Origin of the sequence: Metasolibacillus meyeri, assembly GCF_003049505.1 — a bacterium.
Classification (GTDB): domain Bacteria; phylum Bacillota; class Bacilli; order Bacillales_A; family Planococcaceae; genus Metasolibacillus; species Metasolibacillus meyeri.
Window position 1 is genome coordinate 1 of the sequence record NZ_PYWN01000060.1, and the last position, 19,815, is coordinate 19,815.

General features: G+C 38.0%; 21 protein-coding genes. 2 read left to right on the forward strand and 19 right to left on the reverse strand.

All coding sequences use genetic code 11. The features are described from left to right. Positions 1-223 precede the first annotated feature (223 nt). The 12 genes from C9J34_RS09470 to acpS form a co-directional block, all read right to left on the reverse strand. Positions 224-685 (reverse strand): SprT family protein, encoded by a 462-nt coding sequence (locus tag C9J34_RS09470; protein WP_107839623.1) that lies wholly within the window; start codon positions 683-685, stop codon positions 224-226. Positions 686-984: 299 nt separating this feature from the next. Next, positions 985-3,165 (reverse strand): Tex family protein, encoded by a 2,181-nt coding sequence (locus tag C9J34_RS09475; protein WP_107839624.1) that lies wholly within the window; start codon positions 3,163-3,165, stop codon positions 985-987. 285 nt (positions 3,166-3,450) lie between these two features. Beyond that, positions 3,451-4,230 (reverse strand): RNA polymerase sigma factor SigB, encoded by a 780-nt coding sequence (gene sigB / locus C9J34_RS09480; protein WP_107839625.1) that lies wholly within the window; start codon positions 4,228-4,230, stop codon positions 3,451-3,453. Then, positions 4,208-4,678, reverse strand: a complete 471-nt coding sequence (gene rsbW / locus C9J34_RS09485; protein WP_107839626.1) for an anti-sigma B factor RsbW — start codon at positions 4,676-4,678, stop codon at positions 4,208-4,210. Before rsbW ends, sigB begins: the two co-directional genes overlap by 23 nt. Beyond that, on the reverse strand, positions 4,665-5,009 hold the full coding sequence (locus tag C9J34_RS09490) for an STAS domain-containing protein (protein ID WP_107839627.1): 345 nt from the start codon (positions 5,007-5,009) through the stop codon (positions 4,665-4,667). Before C9J34_RS09490 ends, rsbW begins: the two co-directional genes overlap by 14 nt. Positions 5,010-5,069: 60 nt before the next feature. Further along, positions 5,070-6,065: a PP2C family protein-serine/threonine phosphatase gene (locus C9J34_RS09495; protein ID WP_107839628.1), complete on the reverse strand. Its 996-nt coding sequence runs from the start codon at positions 6,063-6,065 to the stop codon at positions 5,070-5,072. A 13-nt stretch (positions 6,066-6,078) separates the two neighbouring features. After that, positions 6,079-6,471: an anti-sigma regulatory factor gene (locus tag C9J34_RS09500; protein ID WP_107839629.1), complete on the reverse strand. Its 393-nt coding sequence runs from the start codon at positions 6,469-6,471 to the stop codon at positions 6,079-6,081. A 161-nt stretch (positions 6,472-6,632) separates the two neighbouring features. Next, the gene (locus C9J34_RS09505; protein ID WP_042476940.1) at positions 6,633-6,983 is read right to left on the reverse strand and encodes a type II toxin-antitoxin system PemK/MazF family toxin; all 351 of its coding nucleotides are present in this window, start codon (positions 6,981-6,983) and stop codon (positions 6,633-6,635) included. A gap of 4 nt (positions 6,984-6,987) precedes the next feature. Further along, complete coding sequence (locus C9J34_RS09510; RefSeq protein WP_238600615.1) at positions 6,988-7,218, reverse strand: transcriptional regulator; 231 nt, start codon at positions 7,216-7,218, stop codon at positions 6,988-6,990. A gap of 193 nt (positions 7,219-7,411) precedes the next feature. Then, positions 7,412-8,530 carry an alanine racemase gene (alr, locus tag C9J34_RS09515; protein WP_107839631.1) on the reverse strand — a complete coding sequence of 373 codons (1,119 nt, stop codon included), beginning with the start codon at positions 8,528-8,530 and terminating at the stop codon, positions 7,412-7,414. Between the two features lie 167 nt (positions 8,531-8,697). Then, complete coding sequence (locus C9J34_RS09520) at positions 8,698-9,681, reverse strand: LolA family protein (protein ID WP_411830081.1); 984 nt, start codon at positions 9,679-9,681, stop codon at positions 8,698-8,700. Between the two features lie 90 nt (positions 9,682-9,771). Further along, complete coding sequence (gene acpS, locus C9J34_RS09525; protein ID WP_107839633.1) at positions 9,772-10,125, reverse strand: holo-ACP synthase; 354 nt, start codon at positions 10,123-10,125, stop codon at positions 9,772-9,774. Between the two features lie 61 nt (positions 10,126-10,186). Between acpS and C9J34_RS09530 the strand changes: the two genes are divergently transcribed. Together C9J34_RS09530 and C9J34_RS09535 are read left to right on the forward strand one after the other, a co-directional pair. Beyond that, positions 10,187-10,792, forward strand: coding sequence for a rhomboid family intramembrane serine protease (locus C9J34_RS09530; protein WP_107839634.1), 606 nt, complete (start codon positions 10,187-10,189; stop codon positions 10,790-10,792). Positions 10,793-11,085: 293 nt separating this feature from the next. Continuing rightward, positions 11,086-11,448 carry a hypothetical protein gene (locus tag C9J34_RS09535; RefSeq protein WP_107839635.1) on the forward strand — a complete coding sequence of 121 codons (363 nt, stop codon included), beginning with the start codon at positions 11,086-11,088 and terminating at the stop codon, positions 11,446-11,448. Between the two features lie 59 nt (positions 11,449-11,507). Here the strand turns inward: C9J34_RS09535 and C9J34_RS09540 are convergent, their stop codons facing one another. From C9J34_RS09540 to C9J34_RS09570, 7 genes are all read right to left on the reverse strand, one after another. Beyond that, entirely contained in the window at positions 11,508-12,956 is a 1,449-nt protein-coding gene (locus tag C9J34_RS09540; RefSeq protein WP_107839636.1) for a PH domain-containing protein, read from the reverse strand. Continuing rightward, on the reverse strand, positions 12,949-13,428 hold the full coding sequence (locus tag C9J34_RS09545) for a PH domain-containing protein (protein WP_107839637.1): 480 nt from the start codon (positions 13,426-13,428) through the stop codon (positions 12,949-12,951). The genes C9J34_RS09540 and C9J34_RS09545 overlap by 8 nt, the downstream gene beginning before the upstream one ends. A gap of 118 nt (positions 13,429-13,546) precedes the next feature. After that, positions 13,547-15,064 carry a degradosome RNA helicase CshA gene (gene cshA, locus C9J34_RS09550; RefSeq protein ID WP_107839638.1) on the reverse strand — a complete coding sequence of 506 codons (1,518 nt, stop codon included), beginning with the start codon at positions 15,062-15,064 and terminating at the stop codon, positions 13,547-13,549. 372 nt (positions 15,065-15,436) lie between these two features. Next, positions 15,437-16,129, reverse strand: a complete 693-nt coding sequence (locus C9J34_RS09555; protein ID WP_107839639.1) for an alpha/beta hydrolase — start codon at positions 16,127-16,129, stop codon at positions 15,437-15,439. Between the two features lie 153 nt (positions 16,130-16,282). Continuing rightward, entirely contained in the window at positions 16,283-17,647 is a 1,365-nt protein-coding gene (locus C9J34_RS09560; RefSeq protein WP_107839640.1) for a UDP-N-acetylmuramoyl-tripeptide--D-alanyl-D-alanine ligase, read from the reverse strand. Between the two features lie 12 nt (positions 17,648-17,659). Further along, positions 17,660-18,727, reverse strand: coding sequence for a D-alanine--D-alanine ligase (locus C9J34_RS09565; RefSeq protein ID WP_107839641.1), 1,068 nt, complete (start codon positions 18,725-18,727; stop codon positions 17,660-17,662). 31 nt (positions 18,728-18,758) lie between these two features. Continuing rightward, positions 18,759-19,502: a hypothetical protein gene (locus C9J34_RS09570; RefSeq protein WP_107839642.1), complete on the reverse strand. Its 744-nt coding sequence runs from the start codon at positions 19,500-19,502 to the stop codon at positions 18,759-18,761. Between the last annotated feature and the right edge of the window lie 313 nt (positions 19,503-19,815).

Sequence of the window (19,815 nt, forward strand, 5' to 3'; positions counted from 1 at the left end):
AACCTGCGACCAACCGGTTAACAGCCGGTTGCTCTACCACTGAGCTACTTCGGATTAATTGTTATTTATCAGTGATTACCTCACCGACTTTTTCTATTATAGACACCTTATTTCATATAGTCAACATTTTTTTAAAATTAATTTTGGATTTTTAATTTCTCGTTTTATTATCCTAAATGATAAGCAATAAACTATATGATGAATCAACTATCCGCTTGCCTACTTATCGTTTGTTTTCAATTAGATAAATTGCACCACGGCATTTGCTACAGCAATAAGATTTTACGTTAACTTTTCTTTTTCTTCTATATGATTGCCCACAATCAATACAATGATAATTGTAAAGTCGTGATTTCCCCTTTTCTTCTTTTTCGATTGTTGAGCAAAAACGAGGAGCCCCTACTTTTTTTAAGAGCATTCGAAAATCTTGATCTCTATGCTTATACCCTTTCCCCTGAAGATGTAAATGGTAGTGACAAAGCTCGTGCAAGATAATACCGTTTAACTCCTCAACACCAAAATGTTCATAATAGCGTTTGTTTACTTCGATATTATGACTTTTTAACATATAGCGACCACCTGTTGTTCTTAAGCGAGAATTAAAATATGCTTTATGCTTAAAAGGTAATTGAAAACGTTGCTCCGATAATTGCTCTACTAACTGTTGTAATTGTAAATCATCCACCCTTATCATCTCCAAAAAATCTTATATTAAACGATGAAAAATCCAAACTGTAATATTAATTACGCCAAGGCGTAATTGCATCCAGATTTTTTCGAGCTTGCTCGAAAACTCCTCTTCAAAATCTGTGACATTCGCCAGAGGCTTAACTTAAATCAGCGGTGTTTTTTGTTGCGAAAGCGTAGCATCAACGGCAATAGCTTCTGTACCGAAAGCGTAGTATCAGATACAAAGTGTTTGTGACTTCTGCTGATTTAAGTTAAAAGTGCAGGTATGGACTTCCATTGCTATATGATCATCTATTAATTTAAATCTATATTTTGTTGTGGAGCAAGCATTGTTAAAGAGATACGCCCTTTTCCTACCTCTACCTTCTCTACCCAAACAGTTACAATGTCTCCAAGTGCAACTACTTCAAGTGGATGCTTAATTCGACGCTTTTGCAATTTAGATATGTGCACAAGACCATCCTGTTTCACACCAATATCAATAAAAGCGCCAAAATCAACTACATTGCGCACAGTTCCTTGTAGCTCCATCCCGACTTTTAAATCTTCCATTTGTAAAACATCTGTTTTTAGTAATGGCTGTGGGAAAGCATCTCGAGGATCACGAGTAGGCTTCATTAATGTATCAACTAAATCCTTTACAGTCACTTCTCCAACATTTAATTCAGCGCTTAATTGGGCAATAGATAAATCAGAAATTGCTTGCTCTGCTTTTTCCGTTCCCACATCTTGCTTCGTCAAATTAGCTATTTGTAAAATTTGTTCTGCTAACGCATAGCTTTCAGGGTGGATACCTGTTGCATCAAGCGGGTTTTTCGCATCGACAATACGCAAAAAGCCGATTGCTTGTTCATATGTTTTCGCACCAAGTCGAGGGATTTTTTTCAATTGTACACGTGAAGTAAATTTCCCACTTTCACTACGTGCATTGACAATATTTTCAGCAACCGTTTTCGATAAACCTGATACGTATTGCAATAAAGATGCCGATGCTGTATTCACATCTACTCCTACTTGGTTTACCGCTGTTTCTACTATAAATGTTAAAGAATCCGCCAATTGCTTTTGTGACACGTCATGTTGATATTGTCCAACCCCTACCGCTTTTGGTTCAATTTTTACTAGCTCGGATAATGGATCTTGTAAACGACGCGCAATGGATACCGCACTACGCTGCTCTACTTGTAAATTCGGGAATTCAGCGCGCGCTACATCAGATGCCGAGTAGACGGAAGCTCCCGCCTCATTGACAATCACATATGCTGTATCTGCTGTTCCGCGTTCTTTTAAGATATCTGCAATAAATTGCTCTGTTTCGCGAGAGGCAGTTCCGTTTCCTATCGCAATAATGCTAATTGGATAACGATCCAGTATTTCATTTACAACTTTTTTAGATTTCTCTACATCTGGCTTTGGTGGATGTGGATAAATTGCTGTCACTTCTAACATCTTGCCCGTTTCATCTACAACTGCTAATTTACAGCCTGTACGATAAGCCGGGTCAACACCAAGCACCATTTTGCCGCGCATCGGTGGCTGTAATAATAAATTGCGCAAGTTTTCAGCAAAAATATGAATAGCCTGTGCCTCAGCTTTTTCTGATAGCTCATTACGTAGCTCCCTTTCAATGGAAGGTTGAATTAAACGCTTGTAGCTATCATGAATTGCTTCCTTCACTTGCTGGATAGAAGAGCATGAGCGGTTTTTAGGAATCCACTCATTTTCCATTATTTGCGTTGCTCGTTCAACCGGTACAGCAACAGAAACTTTTAAAATCTCTTCTTTCTCACCACGATTAATCGCTAAAATACGGTGGGGAACGATGCGATTAATTGGCTCCTCATAGCTGTAATACATTTCAAAAACATGCTTTTCGTCTTTTTCTTCATTTTTGCTTGCCGTTTCGATTTTGCCTTCACGCCAAGACAATTTACGTAAACGCTCTCGTATTGCTGCATCATCAGCAAAACGCTCTGCTAAAATAGCACGTGCTCCAGCTAAAGCATCCTCTATAGTCGGAACTGCTTTTTCTTCATTAACAAATTTTTGCGCCTGCTCTTCTATACCTCCATTTGTAAATTGCATCATAAAATCTGCAAGCGGCTCCAATCCACTTTCCTTTGCAATCGTTGCCTTCGTTCGACGCTTTTGTTTATATGGTCGATATAAATCTTCTATACGCTGTAAAATGGTTGCCGTTTGAATAGCATGCTGCAATTCCTCTGTCAGCTTCCCTTGCTCATCAATTAAGCGCAACACTTCCTCTTTTCTCTTTTCAAGCTGTTGTATATATTGATAGCGGTCGTCAATTGCTTTAATTTGCACTTCATCTAAAGAGCCAGTTGCTTCCTTTCGATAACGTGCAATAAATGGAACCGTATTGCTATCTTCAAGTAGCTTAATAACAGCCTCTACTTGATGTGGTAATACATTTGTGTCCGCCGCAATTAACTTAAACATCTGTTTATTATCCAAACTTATCACATTCCTTCATGCAAAATTCACACTAACCAATTATGCTTCTGCTAACTTTCATCCAGATTTTTTTGAACTAGCACCCCAAATCGGCACGCTATGCTAGCCTGCTTCATGCAAAGCTCCTTTTCAAAATCTGCGACATCTGCTAGAAGGTTTTATTTTGATTTAGCCCTCACTATAATGCAATAAACATTGGCAAATCAAAATAAAAAATCAGCTTGTTAGCAGAACTAACAATCAACTGATTGCAGTGTCCTTTTATTCTAACATGCTGATTTTATTTTAACTATTATTGACTGTTGCAGCTGCGTCTTGTAGCTTTTTGATTGCAGCTCTCTGGATTCTTGATACATGCATTTGCGAAATACCTAGTTGATCCCCAGTTTCTTTTTGACTAAGCTGTTTCAAATATGTAAGCTCGATTACTTGCTGCTCACGGTCATTCAAAACGTGCATAATTTCAGACACAATTAATCGACGATCTGCTGTTTCAAACTCTACATCTTCTCTGCCGACAACGTCTAGCAATGTGACTGTACTACCGTCAGCGTCTGATTCTATTGCATGATCCATCGAGAGCGCTTGATAACCACGCCCCATTTCCATCGCTTCGAGCACTTCCTCTTCCTGCACCTCTAAATATGAAGCTATTTCAGGTATAGTAGGTGAGCGCTGAAGCTCAATCGTTAAATGCTCCACTGTTGATTTTATGCGTGGTCCTAATTCTTTAATACGACGCGGGACATGTACATCCCATGTTTTATCGCGTAAAAAACGTTTAATTTCACCGATGATTGTAGGAATTGCAAATGCTTCAAAGCTTCGTCCAACCGTCGTATCAAAGCGTTGTATAGCACCAAGCAAGCCGAGCATTCCAACTTGCACAATATCCTCATAATACATTTTACCAGCTGCATATTTACGCGCTAATGACTCTACTAATTGTTTGTAATGGAGTACTAGTTCTGTTTGAGCGGTTTCATCTTTCGTTGCCTGATATTGTGCAATCCATCGAAGTACCTCATCATTCGAGGTCTCATTAGGTAATGATTCTCTCGCCATACTCTTCCACCTGCTCTCTTGTGACATACTTCGTCATGAAAACAGTGACGCCGCCCTCATTTTTCACCTTTACTTCATCCATTAACGCTTCCATTAAGTAGAGCCCTAAGCCACCTTCACGTAGCATCGAAACTTTCTCATTTTCATTATATGGGCCGATTTTAGATTTAATTTCCTCAAAATTAAAGCTATTTCCATAATCCGCCACCATAATCTCGATTTTATCATTGAATAATGCGCAGCCAATAACAATTTCACCCTCCTCGTTATCATGATAAGCGTGATGAACAACATTTGTAACAGCTTCGCCTGTAGCAATTTTTAAATCTTCAATCTCGTCATAAGTAAAACCTATGCGTAGTGCTAAACCTGAAATCGTAAGTCGAATAACACTAACATATTGTGGCTTAGCAGGAACTCTTATTTCGATATAATCAAATGCTTTCATTGTTAAACTCCACCTTTGTATTCGTTTCAATGTCCATTAGCTCACTTAAACCAGTAATTTCAAATAAACGAACTAGGCGAGCTGTTAAACCAACTAGTTTTAAACGTGCATTTTCTTTCACTACTCTTTTATAAAACGCAACAAATATTCCTAATCCGGTGCTATCTAAATAGCTAACTCTTGATAAATCTAATTGTATTAATGAATCTTTTTCAATTTCGAGCGCATCCAGCTCCTCGCGTAAAATCGGTGCTGTATACGTATCGATTTCCCCTTTAATATATCCATTTATGATTTGACCTTCTTTTTGAAATTGCACATTTATATTCATGCTTAAGACACCTCCGTTAGAACCTATAGAACGATTCCCTCTCCTCAAAATTTTAAACATCTACTTTTTTAAAATAACAACGGTAAAATCATCATCTAATCCATCTTCCTGTAATTTCTGCAATTCCTCATATAATTTTTCACACATTTTCTGTGCGCTTAAGTGGCGATATGTAAGAGCTAATTGCTCAATAATTTTTCTAGAATCAATGGCATCATCATATCGGAACTCCGTTACACCATCTGTCAGCATAATAATAAAGTCACCTTCATACAATGGAATTTCCGTTTGCTCGTACTTCATTTCAGGCATAATACCTAATAACAAGCCTTTTGCACCTAAACCATAAAAAGCATCGTCTACAGCATTATAATAAATAGCAGGCTCATGCCCTGCTGAGCCATATGTGAAAATACTACGTGCTAAATCAAGGCGACCATAAAACATCGAAACGAACATGCTGTCATCTACACTTTTTTCAATAATACGATTTAATACTTCTAATACATGAGATGGGTTATTTTCTGCATATTCCAATGTCTCAAGTCCATATTTCACCATCGACATGCAAAGAGCTGCTGGGACACCTTTGCCAACTACGTCTGTTACTGCTACTCCAACATAATTTTCCTCATCATTTAAAAAATGAACGTAATCTCCATTCATTTTACGTATCGGGATAGATAACATGCCAATATCAACCCCATCAATTTTTGGCACTGTGGTTTTTAATAAAACACTTTGGATTTTTGCTGCTACATTCATTTCAATGCGCATTTCCTCTTGTTGCTCTAGTAAAATTTGATGTTCCTTTAATGTCAATCCAAAATAAACCATTATTTCAATTAAAAAATCATAGCCACGCTTACTGACTGCTGGCAATTCAGGAAATATTTCTTCCATCACTTGCTTATGCATATGTATAACTTCTTCAGGTGCTATATTTTTTTGAATCAATTGTCGAATAAAGTTTTGCCCAATATACAAGTCGCGCTCTGATTGATTTGCAATATAATCTACAAGAATTTTTTTATATTGAGTCTTCAGCTCTTTCATCTAATTTTCCCTATCACAACCATTTTGTCACGCGAACAGTTGTCCCTTCTCCTAATTGTGATTGAATTTCTATATCATCTGTTAATCTTTTAACACCTGGTAAGCCTGCTCCTATACTGCCAGATGTAGAAAATCCATCTTGCATTACTTTGCGTACATCCTCTATACCTGGTCCTTCGTCTATCGCAGTAATTGCTATTCCTACTTTATCCTCACACTCTATTTTTTCAATTGTAATAGCTCCTACACTCGCATATAAATAAATATTGCGTGCTAGCTCACTAATGACAGTCGCAATACGTGCTTGATTGACTGTATCAAAACCTATTCTTTTTGCTTCATTCCGCCCTATTTCACGCGCAGTCACAATATCCCATTCCGTTGTAATATTGATTGTTGATTTCATACACTCACCGCCCCCAATCACGTTTAAAAGCTTATTTCCACTATACAACATAATATTTTTTTGTAAAATCAAATCTAACTAAAGATATTTCATGAAAAAAACAACTGCCTGGAAAATCATGCACTTGCATGCTTTCCAGGCAGTTGTTTCATTATTATGTATTAAAAACTTACGAGGCCTAAACTAATACCTAATGCCATATCAACTTTTTCCATCAATTCATCATCAAGCTGTGTAATACGATCTGTCAATCGTGATTTATCAATAGTACGCAATTGCTCAAGCAAAATTACCGAATCGCGCTCAAACCCATACTTTTTCGCATCGATTTCGACATGAGTTGGCAATTTTGCTTTTTGAATTTGCGCAGTAATGGCAGCTATAATGACAGTTGGACTAAATCTATTGCCAATATCATTTTGAATAATTAGTACAGGTCTTGTACCACCTTGCTCTGAGCCTATAACAGGTGATAGATCTGCAAAAAAAACGTCTCCACGTTTTACGCTCAAATTGTCATCCCCCGCTAACGAGACGCTGCTCCACCATATGTTCCGCTTCATATTCTGCATGCAGGCATTCGCTGCAAATCATCAGATTAATGTGCGACATTTCCACATAGCCCTTCTCTAAAGCTTCCCGTATTTGATTTGGTTGTGTCTGTTTCACTCGTTTCGATGTTGAAACATACAAAATTTCGCCATTATTATAGAAATTCCTTTGGTCTACTAATTGTTGAATCTCTATTAATGACCCGTTTGAATAGTTTGTATTCTCTCTTTTTTTCGTGTACACAACAAGCACCTCCACAAAAGACCGCAAAACTTCTGCTTTTCATAATTTCATTCTAACATTGATTACATGCAATGAAAAGACAAGAAATCTAAAAAACTGACAATCTTTGTATGAAAAGCGGTTTTTTGTCGAAAGTACGATTATTTTAGCTAGTATATATCCTCGGCACTCGGTTTGTAATAATACATGGTATTTCGTAATTAATTGTATCGAGCTTATTTGCCCATTCTTCTAGTGAGATCGTTACATTTTGTTGTGTACCTATCAATGTTACTTTCTCTCCAACAGTATATGCTTTTGGAAGTAAAATCATACATTGATCCATACAAATTCGACCAATTATCGGAGCACGTTTTCCATCAATTAGTACTGTTTGCCCGGTTAATTTACGAAGAAGCCCGTCAGCATAGCCAATCGGCAATGTGCCAATAAAAACATCTTCCTCTGCTGTGTATTCTGCCCCATATCCAACTGATTGCCCTGCTTTCAGTTCTTTGACATGTACTAATTCTGTTTCTAATGACATAGCTGGCTTTAAAGGAAATGGTAAATTTTCTGCTACATAATGGGATGGCGCTAATCCATACATTGAAATACCAAATCTTATCGCATCAAATTGTAACTTCTTGTCCTTTACTAACGCCGTCGCTGTATTAGCAACATGTACAAGACGAGGTTTAACAGGTATTGCTTGTAGCATCGCTTGCAACAGCCTTACTTGCTCATCAAAGTGCAACGTATCTTCCTCATCAGCAGTGGCAAAGTGAGTGAATACACCCTCCACTTCCATATGCTTTATCGATTTAATCGCTTCGTATAAAAGCTGTAGCTCCTCTATAGAAGTTACACCAATTCTGCCCATTCCTGTATCGATTTTAATATGTAATTTTAATTTATTTGTTACTTGTAATAATGCTACTTGCCTTATCCACTCTTTCGAGAAAACCGTAAGTGCAATATTATTTTCGGCAGCATACGAAGCAAAGGAAGCAGAACTTGCTCCTAGCACTAATATATCGACATTCGGCATATGTGATCGTACATGAATCGCCTCTTCTGGTGTAGCAACTGCTAATAGCGTAGCACCTGCTTTCAATGCGGCATGCGCTACTTCAATATCTCCATGACCATAACCATTCGCTTTGACAACAGCTATAATTTGCACATCTGATTGGAGGTGTTTTTTTAATTGTATGATGTTTTCTTGAATAGCGCGTAGATTTATAATCGCTTTTGTTGGACGATAATATTGAATCTCTTCCATATGTTTTCTACCCTCTTCACTCAATTTCTAAACATTTCAGTAGTAAAATGGGCATGTCTGAAAAGCTATTTTAAGACATGCCCTTGCAACGAGTAACCTCAGAATATATTCTGTACTGATAGAAAAACACCATATAGCAAATCGTTTTAGCTGTCTAAAAAGCAATACTACTTCATCTCACCAGATGTAACAGAAGCTGCCACTTCGATTAGTTCTTCTCGCGTCAGCTTGTTAGAGGCAATGAAAAACGCTATACCATCGCGCTCCCAGCTAATTGAATGATCTGTAATTGCAGCAATACCAAACCCTAAGTCAGCTGGATCTCCAGGAGCAAAGACTGGTAAAGTAGATTCAGTGGCTATTGCAGGCTGTTGCATGAAAGTGAATGCCTTTTCCCCTTCAAACGTTAAGATAACACGCTCTACTCCATCTTCTCGAATCGTTTGTGAATCGACTAATTTAGTATGATCCCATCGCAATATCGGATAATATGTTTGGAGCATCTCACTATTTGTTATATCGGCACTCGCTGCCTCTTTTTCTTTATTTTCTTGAAATTTTTCTACAGCATAATCTTCCGCCTTATGTGTCACACCTAATTTAACATCATTAAAGGTAATCGTAATTTGTTCCTCGCCGGCTTCATTTAAGATTGCCACATTCTTTGGGAGCATCGATTTTTTATCAACAGTCACTAATTGTGTCGCCATACCTGTTTTATCTGTGTTGCGTGTAGCAGCCGTGAAAACATAAGCATCCTCGCCAACTTCCATTTGCAATCCTTTATCAGCTTGCATATCTTCCGCTAATGCCCCAATTAAATATGCTTGGCTATTTTGCTTCGGCCAATCGCTTTGGAATTTATAGGTTTTCGATAACGCTGGTGTAACGACGAATACCCCTTCCTCATTGCGCACAATCATTTGCGTAATATCCTCATCTTCAGCAGTTACTTCTACTCGGTAAAAGTCCGGCTTTGTATGCCACACCTTCACATCATACGCACGGGGCTCATTGCCTGTTTTAATTTCCATTGAGGCCGTTAATTCATAACCTTTTGTTTCTCCCCATTTTTCTCCAATTTTCTGAACAACATCCTCTTGTGATGCTTTACCACATGCCGCCAACAAGAAAACACAACAACCAATCATAAACATGACTTTTCGGAAGTGCACGATTCCATCCTTTCTCCACTTTCGCTCTAGTAATTCAGCATATGGAGTGTTACGTCAAAATATGTCTTATTCCATTAAGACAACTTGAGCTGCTGCCACCGTCTGTGTGTGCGTTATTGTTATAAAACCTTTGACAGGCTCCCCATCAAAAAATAATTGTGGTGCTCCTAATTCGTTTTTTAAAATTTCAATTTGCTGTAATTCACAGCCTTTGCCGAGTCCTGTGCCATTCGCTTTTGCGTAGGCCTCCTTTGCCGCAAAGCGCCCTGCTAAAAATTCTACCTTCCTTGCATTGGACAGCTTTGCGAAAAGTGCTTGCTCACGCGGCGATAAAATGCGTAATGTAAATTTTTCAGAGCGCTGCATCGCTTTTTCAATACGCTCTAGCTCAATAATATCTAATCCAATTCCTTTAATCATCTTCGTGTTATTCCTTTCATTATTTATCATAACCAATGTATAATTAAAATGAGGTGGAAAAATGTTTATTCGTAGAGAAAGTTTTCAACAGTATATTAAAATGTATCCTGTCGTCTCAACTATTATTGCTTTAAATATTGTAGTTTATTTGTTGACTCTCTTGCCAGGAATCCAAATGAAATTTTTCTATGCAGGTGCCAGTATCAATGGTCTAATCGCTGCAGGTGAGTGGTGGCGCATGATTACATCCATGTTTTTACATTATGGATTTTTACATATTTTATTTAATATGTTCTCGCTATTTCTATTTGGGCCTGAGCTTGAAAAAATTGCAGGAAAAATGCGCTTTTTAACGATTTATTTCCTTGCTGGCATTTTCGGCGGCATCGCCACATTCGCCATCCAAGATAATCCACTGTATACAAGTGTTGGAGCAAGTGGTGCCATCTTTGGTATTATCGGTGCATTTGGTGCACTCGTATTTTATATGCGCCGCACGATGCCACAATTGCGTCAAATTATTTTACCGATTATCGTCGTCAGCGTCATTATGACATTTTTACAACCCAATATTAATGTCACGAGCCATTTAGGCGGACTGGTAACAGGTTTTATTCTTGGGCTATTTTATTTCAAGCCTAAAAATATGCTTCGTTGGAGACAATAAAGAAGGGTGTGTCTGAAAAGTCATTTTGAGACACACCCTTTGTGACTACCACAGGAATAAGGCTTTTAGCAAATGTTTATTATTATAAAATCGGGCCGACTGAAAAGCGTTACCTTTTCAGTCAGCCCTTTTTACATTTTTCTCGAAATAACCGTAATCAATCTATTCCACAGCACTTTTATTTAATTATATCTATAGTTTTGTTTGTGTACAAGCTCCCAGGAAATTTAGTTGTGAGTGTAAATACTAGATGCAATCTCCTAAATTACATGGAAATAAAGGAGGAAAAATATATGTTAAACAGAAAATTAGCTGCTGCTTTTTTCACTGCAGCGATTTGTTATTTTATCGTCCCTTTATTTTTTTATGATTTCCAAAACGGTTATTTTATAATAGGTTTCGCTGTAAGTATAGTAGCTGTTCCAATACTTTTTGTGGTGGGCATTTTATTTTCAATTTTAATTGAGATGATTAGTAAAAATAAAAATATTTTATTTTTATATATTAAACATCTTATTTGTGGGCTAATTTGTGTTGTAGTGCTTTTATTGTTAACTGAATGGGATATGCTTTTTGTTTATACATTGATTGCATTTACTTACGTTTCTGTTTTCTTTATGAATGATTGGATTATCAAAATAAAATTCTCAGATTAATATAGAAAAAGTGGAAGGACTGTTCATTTTTCAAACAATCCCCTCCACTTTTTAATTTTCTAACGCTCATACCAGCGCATAAATTCGTCAATATGCTGCGCTTCCATATGATAGGCCTTAGCAGATGCACCAGCTACACCGGACATAACCACAATTTTTGCTGACGCTATATTTTTGCGTTTTTGGAAATAATTTTGTTGCTGTTCCACGATTTGAATACGACGCTTTTCAGCAATAAATGTCACTCGGCTTAACGCTCGATACATAATTGTAATTTGCTCGTTTGAAATTTTAAAGCGTGCCGTTTTAAATTGCCAAATACCTAATAGCAATACTGGAATGATTAATAATAAAGACAGCATACCATAAGGGAAAAAGAAATAGGATAATGCGCCAATCAACGGCACAAGCCATACAAAATCTATACGATAAAAGTATGGGCGCGCACGCTTCGGCGGTCGGACTGCTCCCTCTAAATTCAAATCAAATTGAGAAAATAATAGCTGTAATGGTTCATTCATCTTCTTTTTCGAAATGAGTGGGAATAGTACAACGGTCTTATCTTTTTCTCCTCCAAAGCCACCACCAGCACTTTCTACGATGACTGCTGCTAATCCAAATAATTGTCTAAACGGATTTTCCACAATTTTAATTGCCTGTACACGATTTAATGGAATGGTGATGCGCTTTTTCTCTAATAAACCACGCGTTATAATAAGGCGCTCGTTTTCCTCTGACACTTCAAAATTATAGTAATTAATAAATGTAATCGCTACAGATACACCCCATGCGACTAGTAAGCCAAAAATAACGAAAGCGATGATTAATAAAAAGCCGAAACGCAATAATTGCTCCATCTCCGCATAAATCCAGTCATACGGAATAAACTCTGAAAACTGCGAAACGACAGCTAACACTCCAGCTAAAACAACACCGATACTATTTGAAGTTGTCGCTAAAATAATTAAATCTTTTGGTGACATTTTATGAATGAGGCGAGCTGTCGGTAGCTCCTCCCCTTCTAGAACTTGCTGTGTTTCTTTTACTTTTTTCGTTTCATTTTCAATCATATTGGCAGCTTCACGTGTTATAGCTGTCAGCTCTGCCTCTGCTTTTCCAGCTTTATTACCAGCTGTTTCAACCGTCACTTGTACTAAACCAAAAATACGATGGAAAATACCTTCTTTGTAATTTAAGCTTTGAATACGGTCATATGGGATAAAGCGTTTCTTTTTAACAAATAAGCCATGCTGTACACGTAGCTCATTGTCCTCAAACCAATAAGTGAATGTCCACCATTTAATAATTCCATTGAACAGCGTAAAAAGCACGGCAATTGATAAAATAATCAGTGGAAACATCGTTTGAAAAAAGCGTTCATCTCGAAAATCAAAGCTGAAATTAAAACCATTTGCAACAGCAATAATCGCAATTGGAATTAACATGCTTTTTAAAGCCTTTACACAATTAATAATAGCCGATATAGGATGTAATTTATATTTAGACATCTTCTTCAGCCACCCTTGCTAGCTCTGAAATTTTAGCACGTAGCTCATCTGCATCTGCTGTAATTAGCATCGGAATAACATGTGTCGTTGCAGCAGAGGATATTGAAATATTCGCCAAGTCGTATTTTTTTAATATCGGGCCTTGCCCTGTATCTACGTGCTGTACACGCACCATTGGAATTAATGTACGCTTGACGATAAACAGGCCACTCTGAATTTCAATCTCCTGCTCACGCACCTCATAACGCCAAACACGCCAACGGATATTTGGAAAAATCCATATTTCTAATACAGCCGTTATAAGCACAATTGCAGCAACAATTAGATAAATATATTTCGGCCATTCAAAATAGTATGTAGCATAGCTGACACCACCAGCAATAATAAGAGCGACTAGCGTTTCTAATATGCCATATAGTCGCCAAACTGTTAATCCCTTTTTAGGAATTTGATATTTCGGTTCCTGTCTCACTTTTTCCACTTCCTTTCTATTTCATTATACGGAATAAATGCTTGATTTGTTTCAAAAAATTAAAAGTGCCAGGCACGCAAACAATTCTGAATTGTTTTTGTGCCTGGCACTCTAATAATTATTCCTCGCGACGGCGTGGGCGACGGCTTCCACCTTCACGGCGACGGTCACGATTGCGATCTGATGACGCTGATGATGTGCGGTTGCGATCACTACTACGTCCACGGTCACGGCTACCACCACGGTCGTTACGACGACCACGGTCATTACGGCCACCGCCACCACGGCCTTGTTGTGAGCCACGGTCACGACGCATTGGTAATGGACGCTCTTCTGTAATTGTTACAGGTGTTGCATCTGGTTCGCGTGTTATTGACTTTAATGCAGCAGCAACTAAATCAGCAGCATTATAGCTTTCTAATAGTTCTTCTGCCAATAAACGGTAATCTGTAAGTTCAGCAGATTGTACTAACTCCACTAAGCTTTCAACTGATTGTTGTTGTTGACCTACTAATGCTTCACTCGTTGTAGGTGGCTTTAATGGTGTCATACGCTTTTTCGTTGTATCTTCAACAATGCGTAGGTAACCCATTTCACGTGGTGTTACAAATGTTACTGCAAGACCTGATTTACCCGCACGACCTGTACGACCGATACGGTGTACATAGCTTTCTGGATCCTGTGGAATATCGAAGTTGTAAACATGTGTAACACCTGAAATATCAAGACCACGTGCTGCAACGTCTGTTGCCACAAGAATATCGATTTGATTATCTTTGAATTGACGCAATACAGAAATACGTTTCGCTTGGCTTAAATCACCATGAATTCCTTCTGCATTGTAGCCACGTAAATTTAATGCTTGTGTTAACTCATCTACACGACGTTTTGTACGACCAAAAATAATGGCTAATTCTGGTTGGTGTACGTTAATCACACGGCATAAAATATCAAATTTTTCGCGCTCTTGTGCTTTTACGAAATATTGTTCGATATTATCAACTGTTAATTCTTTTGCTTTAATTTTAACGATTTCTGGCTCTTGCATAAATGTTTCAGCAATTTTACGAATCGCTGGAGGCATTGTCGCTGAGAATAATAATGTTTGGCGATTTGATGGTACGTTTTCTAAAATCGAATTAATATCATCGATAAAGCCCATGTTTAACATTTCATCTGCTTCGTCTAACACTAATGTTTGCACGTCTTCAAGCTTTAATGTGCGACGGTTAATATGGTCGATAATACGACCAGGTGTACCCACAATAATTTGTGGTCTGTTTTTCAATGCACGAATTTGGCGTCCAATTTCCTGACCACCGTAAACAGACAATAGCTTCACACGTTTGTCATATCCGATTTTATAAAGTTCTTCCGAAACTTGAATCGCTAATTCACGAGTTGGAGCAATAACTAATGCTTGGATGTTTGGATTTTTAGGGTCAATTTTCTCAATTAGAGGAATACCGAATGCGGCAGTTTTACCAGTACCTGTTTGTGCTTGGCCAAGTATATCGCGGCCTTCTAATGCAAATTTAATTGTACCTTCTTGGATTGGTGTTGCTTCTTCAAATCCCATGCGCTTTACTGAGCGTAGTGTAGATTCACTGATATTTAATTCTGAAAAATTTGTCAAACTCTTCAATCTCCTTTTTTCCTTATAAGTTGACAAATGGTTACATTTTCAGATGAAGTGTCGGCAAAATCGAGCCTATATGTGGAACGGTTTCCGTTACGTAATAATTCTCTCTGCGTTTCATAACTTCTTACGCATAAGCTTTCTTAATATGAAAAGGAAAGCCCGGTCGTTGCCGAGCGGTTTAATTCTACCTAGGTAATCAACATTGAACATGAAAACTATAGAATGAAACCGTTAAATTCAAAAAAAAGCACTCTTCACTAAATAATTCTGAAGAGTCTTCGCACAAAATGTATCCATTGCTTTACATAGTCTATCACGTGCACAGACAGTATGCAACGATAATGCTTAACTTAATAATCTGACTTTTTACGGAGCGCAAAGAAATTCCAACACTTCACAAAACCATTCTTCACAATCATCGCTAAAACATATATGATGCTTCCCATTTGCCGATAAAAATAAGTGCTTATTTTCCGCTTGAATCGTGTCATGTAAAAAGTGCGCTGCCATATGTGGAACAATACCATCCTTCTCACCTTGTATAATATATGTCGGTACTTGAATATGTTCGATATAAGGCTCAACCTTTTTTACGATGCGCATAAATTCAACCATTGAACTAAGTGGAACTGTCATTAGTTTGCGCTCATAGCGTTGAAATAATTCATGATTTTTTAAATGCCCTCGTACTGCCTCTGTTGCCATTTCACGTAAATCCATTAACATTTGGGCTGGACTCATATATTTAATTGCAGCACTCAATAATACGAGCTTTTTCACAGGGTAACGCTTTGCTAAGTATAGTGCAATCACACCTCCCATTGAAAAACCAATAACCGTAATCTCATCCACTCGCTTTGCTAGCTGGCGATAAGCAAGCTCTGCATCCATTAACCAATGCTGCGCTTTATAGCCGCGCATAGAAAGCTCCTCACCATGCCCACAATAAGTAGGTGTCACAATATCACATTTTATATGCTGACGTAAGTATGCTGTTAAAGGCTCTATTTCATATGGTCCACCTGAAAAGCCATGCAATAATAAAATTCCTTTTTTCATTTGCTACACCTGCCTTTTTATATACTCTGCGTTACTTTATATTGCCCCATTTATCGAAACAAAATAGCATGAAGTTGGCTGAAAAATAATTTTAGCCAGCTCCATGCATTGAAGGTAGTGGCATTATTCTATGACCACTGCAGAAACATAATATTATGAAAAATGTTGTAAAATGGTTTCAAGCTTCATACCACGTGAGCCTTTTAATAAAATAATGGACTCATCACTAGCTTCTGCCTGTATTTTTTGTACAATCGGCGTATAGTCGGCTTCGCTATAAATTAAATGCGCCGCATCAAATTTCGCTGTCAACTTGTCGTACAACCATTTCATACGTGGACCGTATAAACAAACGTATTGTACAGCCTCTATCTCAATCGTTTGAGCAAGCTCCTCATGAAAGACTTGCTCATCATTGCCAAGCTCCAGCATGTCACCAAGCACAAGCCATTTTTCAGGTCGAATCGTTGTGGATTGCATAAAATCAATGGCTGCACGCATCGAAGTCGGCGCTGCATTATATGCATCATTAATAAATAATAGCGGACCTTTTGGTATTAACTGCATACGCATATCTGTTAATTCAATTTGTGCCAAGGCTTCGCTAATTTGTTCATCTGTTAAATTCATCGCTTTACATACCAGCATAGCAGCCAACGTGTTTTTCACCTGATGCTTGCCTAAAATCGGGATTGTAAAATTGCCGTTCATCATGCCATCTACTGTGAAACTACTACCTTGTTCAGTTGCCGTAATTTGTGCTGCAAAAAGGTCATGCGCTGTACTAAAGCCAAATGCCTTTGCCTCTGTATAGGCATCTTCAGCGACCAAGTCACACAATAAAGGCTCATCTCCATCGTAAATAAGGAAGCCTTCTTCAAGCAAACCTTGCGTAATTTCATATTTCGCTTGCGCAATGCCTGCTCTTGAACCTAAATCTTGCATATGCGCCTCGCCTATATTCGTAATAATCGCTAAATGCGGCCGTGCAATACGCGATAATAGCTCAATTTCACCAAAGCCACTCATGCCCATTTCGAGCACTGATATTTCCGTATCTTCATCAAGCTGCAAAATCGTAATTGGTAGCCCCAACTGATTATTAAAATTACCAATGGTTTTTTGCACTTTAAAATATGGGGTTAATGCGCTTGCCACGATATCTTTTGCCGACGTTTTACCGTTCGAGCCCGTAATGCCGATAAATGTCGCTTTATGCTCACTGCGATAGGCAATCGCCATCTTTTGTAAAGCTTGCTCTGCATCATCAACGAATAGTAACGGGCGGTTTTCTGGTGGATTTGGCTCATCATTTAACCAAAAAGAAGCTGCTGCTCCCTTTTCAAATGCCTGCTCAACAAATTGATGTCCATTTACTGACTCACCACGAAATGGTACAAATAAATCGCCCGCTTGAATCGTACGCGTATCAATTGAAATACCTGTTACCGTAACATCCTCGTGTAATTGCTCATCTATTTTTAGCCATTCAGCTAATTGCTTTAATGTTTTTTTCACTTTTTATCCCACTCAATCTCTATTGTACTGTAGCTGCCCTTTTTCTTCATAACGCTCTACAGCTAATTGAATTAATCGATCTATTAACTCAGGGTACGAAACATCTGTATTTTGCCATAATAATGGATACATACTTACTGGTGTGAAGCCTGGCATCGTATTCACTTCGTTAATAAGCACTTCATCCTTTGCTGTCACAAAGAAATCTGCGCGTACAAGCCCTGCACAATCTAAGATTTTAAATGCACGCTTCGCCATATCAGTCAGTTGTTGTGCTACTTTTGATGATAACTCGGCAGGTATAACTAGCGATGTTGAGCCATCTTTATATTTGGAATCATAATCATAAAACTCTGTCATTGGTTTAATTTCACCCGCAACGGATACTTGTGGCACATCATTCCCTAATACAGCTGTTTCTATTTCACGTGCTATGATGCCTTGCTCCACAACTACTTTGCGGTCGTATTGCAACGCTAACTCTACCGCATCAATTAACTGCTCGCGATTTGTCACTTTGCTAATGCCAACACTTGAGCCAAGATTAGCAGGTTTTACAAATAAAGGGAATTCTAACTGTTCACACTTTTCTACAATAGCCTGTTGTGTATTTTTCCATTCACTACGAATGAAATAAACATACGGCACTTGCTGTAACCCCGCAATTTCAAACAATTGCTTCATAATGACTTTATCCATACCGGCAGAGGAACTTAATACTCCATTTCCTACATATGGGATATCTAATACTTCAAAAAGCCCTTGCACTGTACCATCTTCTCCATTTGTCCCATGCAACAACGGGAAAACAACATCGAATTGAATTGTATTATGTGCCTCGATAAATTCATTAATCGTATTTGGCTTGCTTTCTTCTCTTATCAATTGCAATTGCTCCACACTCTCTACAGGAGTTGTTAATTGGGGACCCGTACGCCATTCACCATCTAATGTAATGTAAATGGGATAAACTTCGTAACTAGCGAAATCTACAGCTTTAATAACGGCCATCGCTGTCGATAGCGAGACTTCATGCTCTGCAGATTTCCCACCGTATACTAACCCTATTTTTTTCATCATCATCTTCCCCCTAATATAATATAAAATCGAACTAACTAATTAAAATAAGTTCATCATATTGCTGTTTTATAATATCATTTAAATCATCCCAGACTTCATCGGGAAAATCATAGTCAACTAACGTTCTAATCTCAATGCTGTAACAAGAATTTGGCTTCTCTCGCTTACTTAACGATAAAAGTGCCCCCTCCTTCATATAATGTCTCCAAGAGCGCAACACATTTGTATCAATAGCTGGTATTTGTTTTGCTGATTTTCGTCGCCAAAAATTCCCTGTTCCTTCCTTTTCCTTAATCATTTGATTAAAGAGGTTAGCCATAAGCTGCTCTACATCAGCTAAAAAGCGGAAATATATTTTTGTCAGTTGATCTTCAGGCGCAGCGTAGTAAATATAGCGATTTTGTAGCTTATGGAAAAACGGTGAAGCAACAGGCTCTCGTTTATGACCAATATATAAAAGCTCAGCCTGCTCTGTTGGCGTTAGCTCATTCACTTGCTGCTCATTTCGGAAATCCACTAAGCACAAATCTCCTTTGAAATCCGTTTTAGCAAAGCTCGGTAAATCTTCCGGTGCAATAAAATCTAGCTGTGTATGCATATTAAAAGAACCATCTTCATAAGCATGCTTTACTAAAAGTAAATTTTGTAATGATGTTGCAGAAGAAAGAAATTGCTTATGTGTTAACCTACTAAAAATAACAAAATGGTCAACATCATTCATATGTACATATAAATGGTGCATGTAATCCTCTGCTGCCCTCATTTTTCTAGCCACTGCCTACCCGCCCCTTCGAATCTAATCAATTATCAATTACGCCTCATCGTAATTATTATCCAGATTTTTTCGAGCACACTCGAAAATGCCCCTTCAAAATCTGTTCCATCCGTCGGAGGCTTTGGACCAACACGATGTTGGTCGCTCTAGTCGTTGTTGCAGTACGCGATGCCCTTCGACTGAGTTCTGTTTTCGCACAATAAACATCTGTCTACTTCTCTTTCGCACAGAAACGTTGCTGAATCAAGATAATACTCCTATTATATGCCTATTCCATGTTTTTTTGAAACATTTTCAATGATGTATCGTCTCA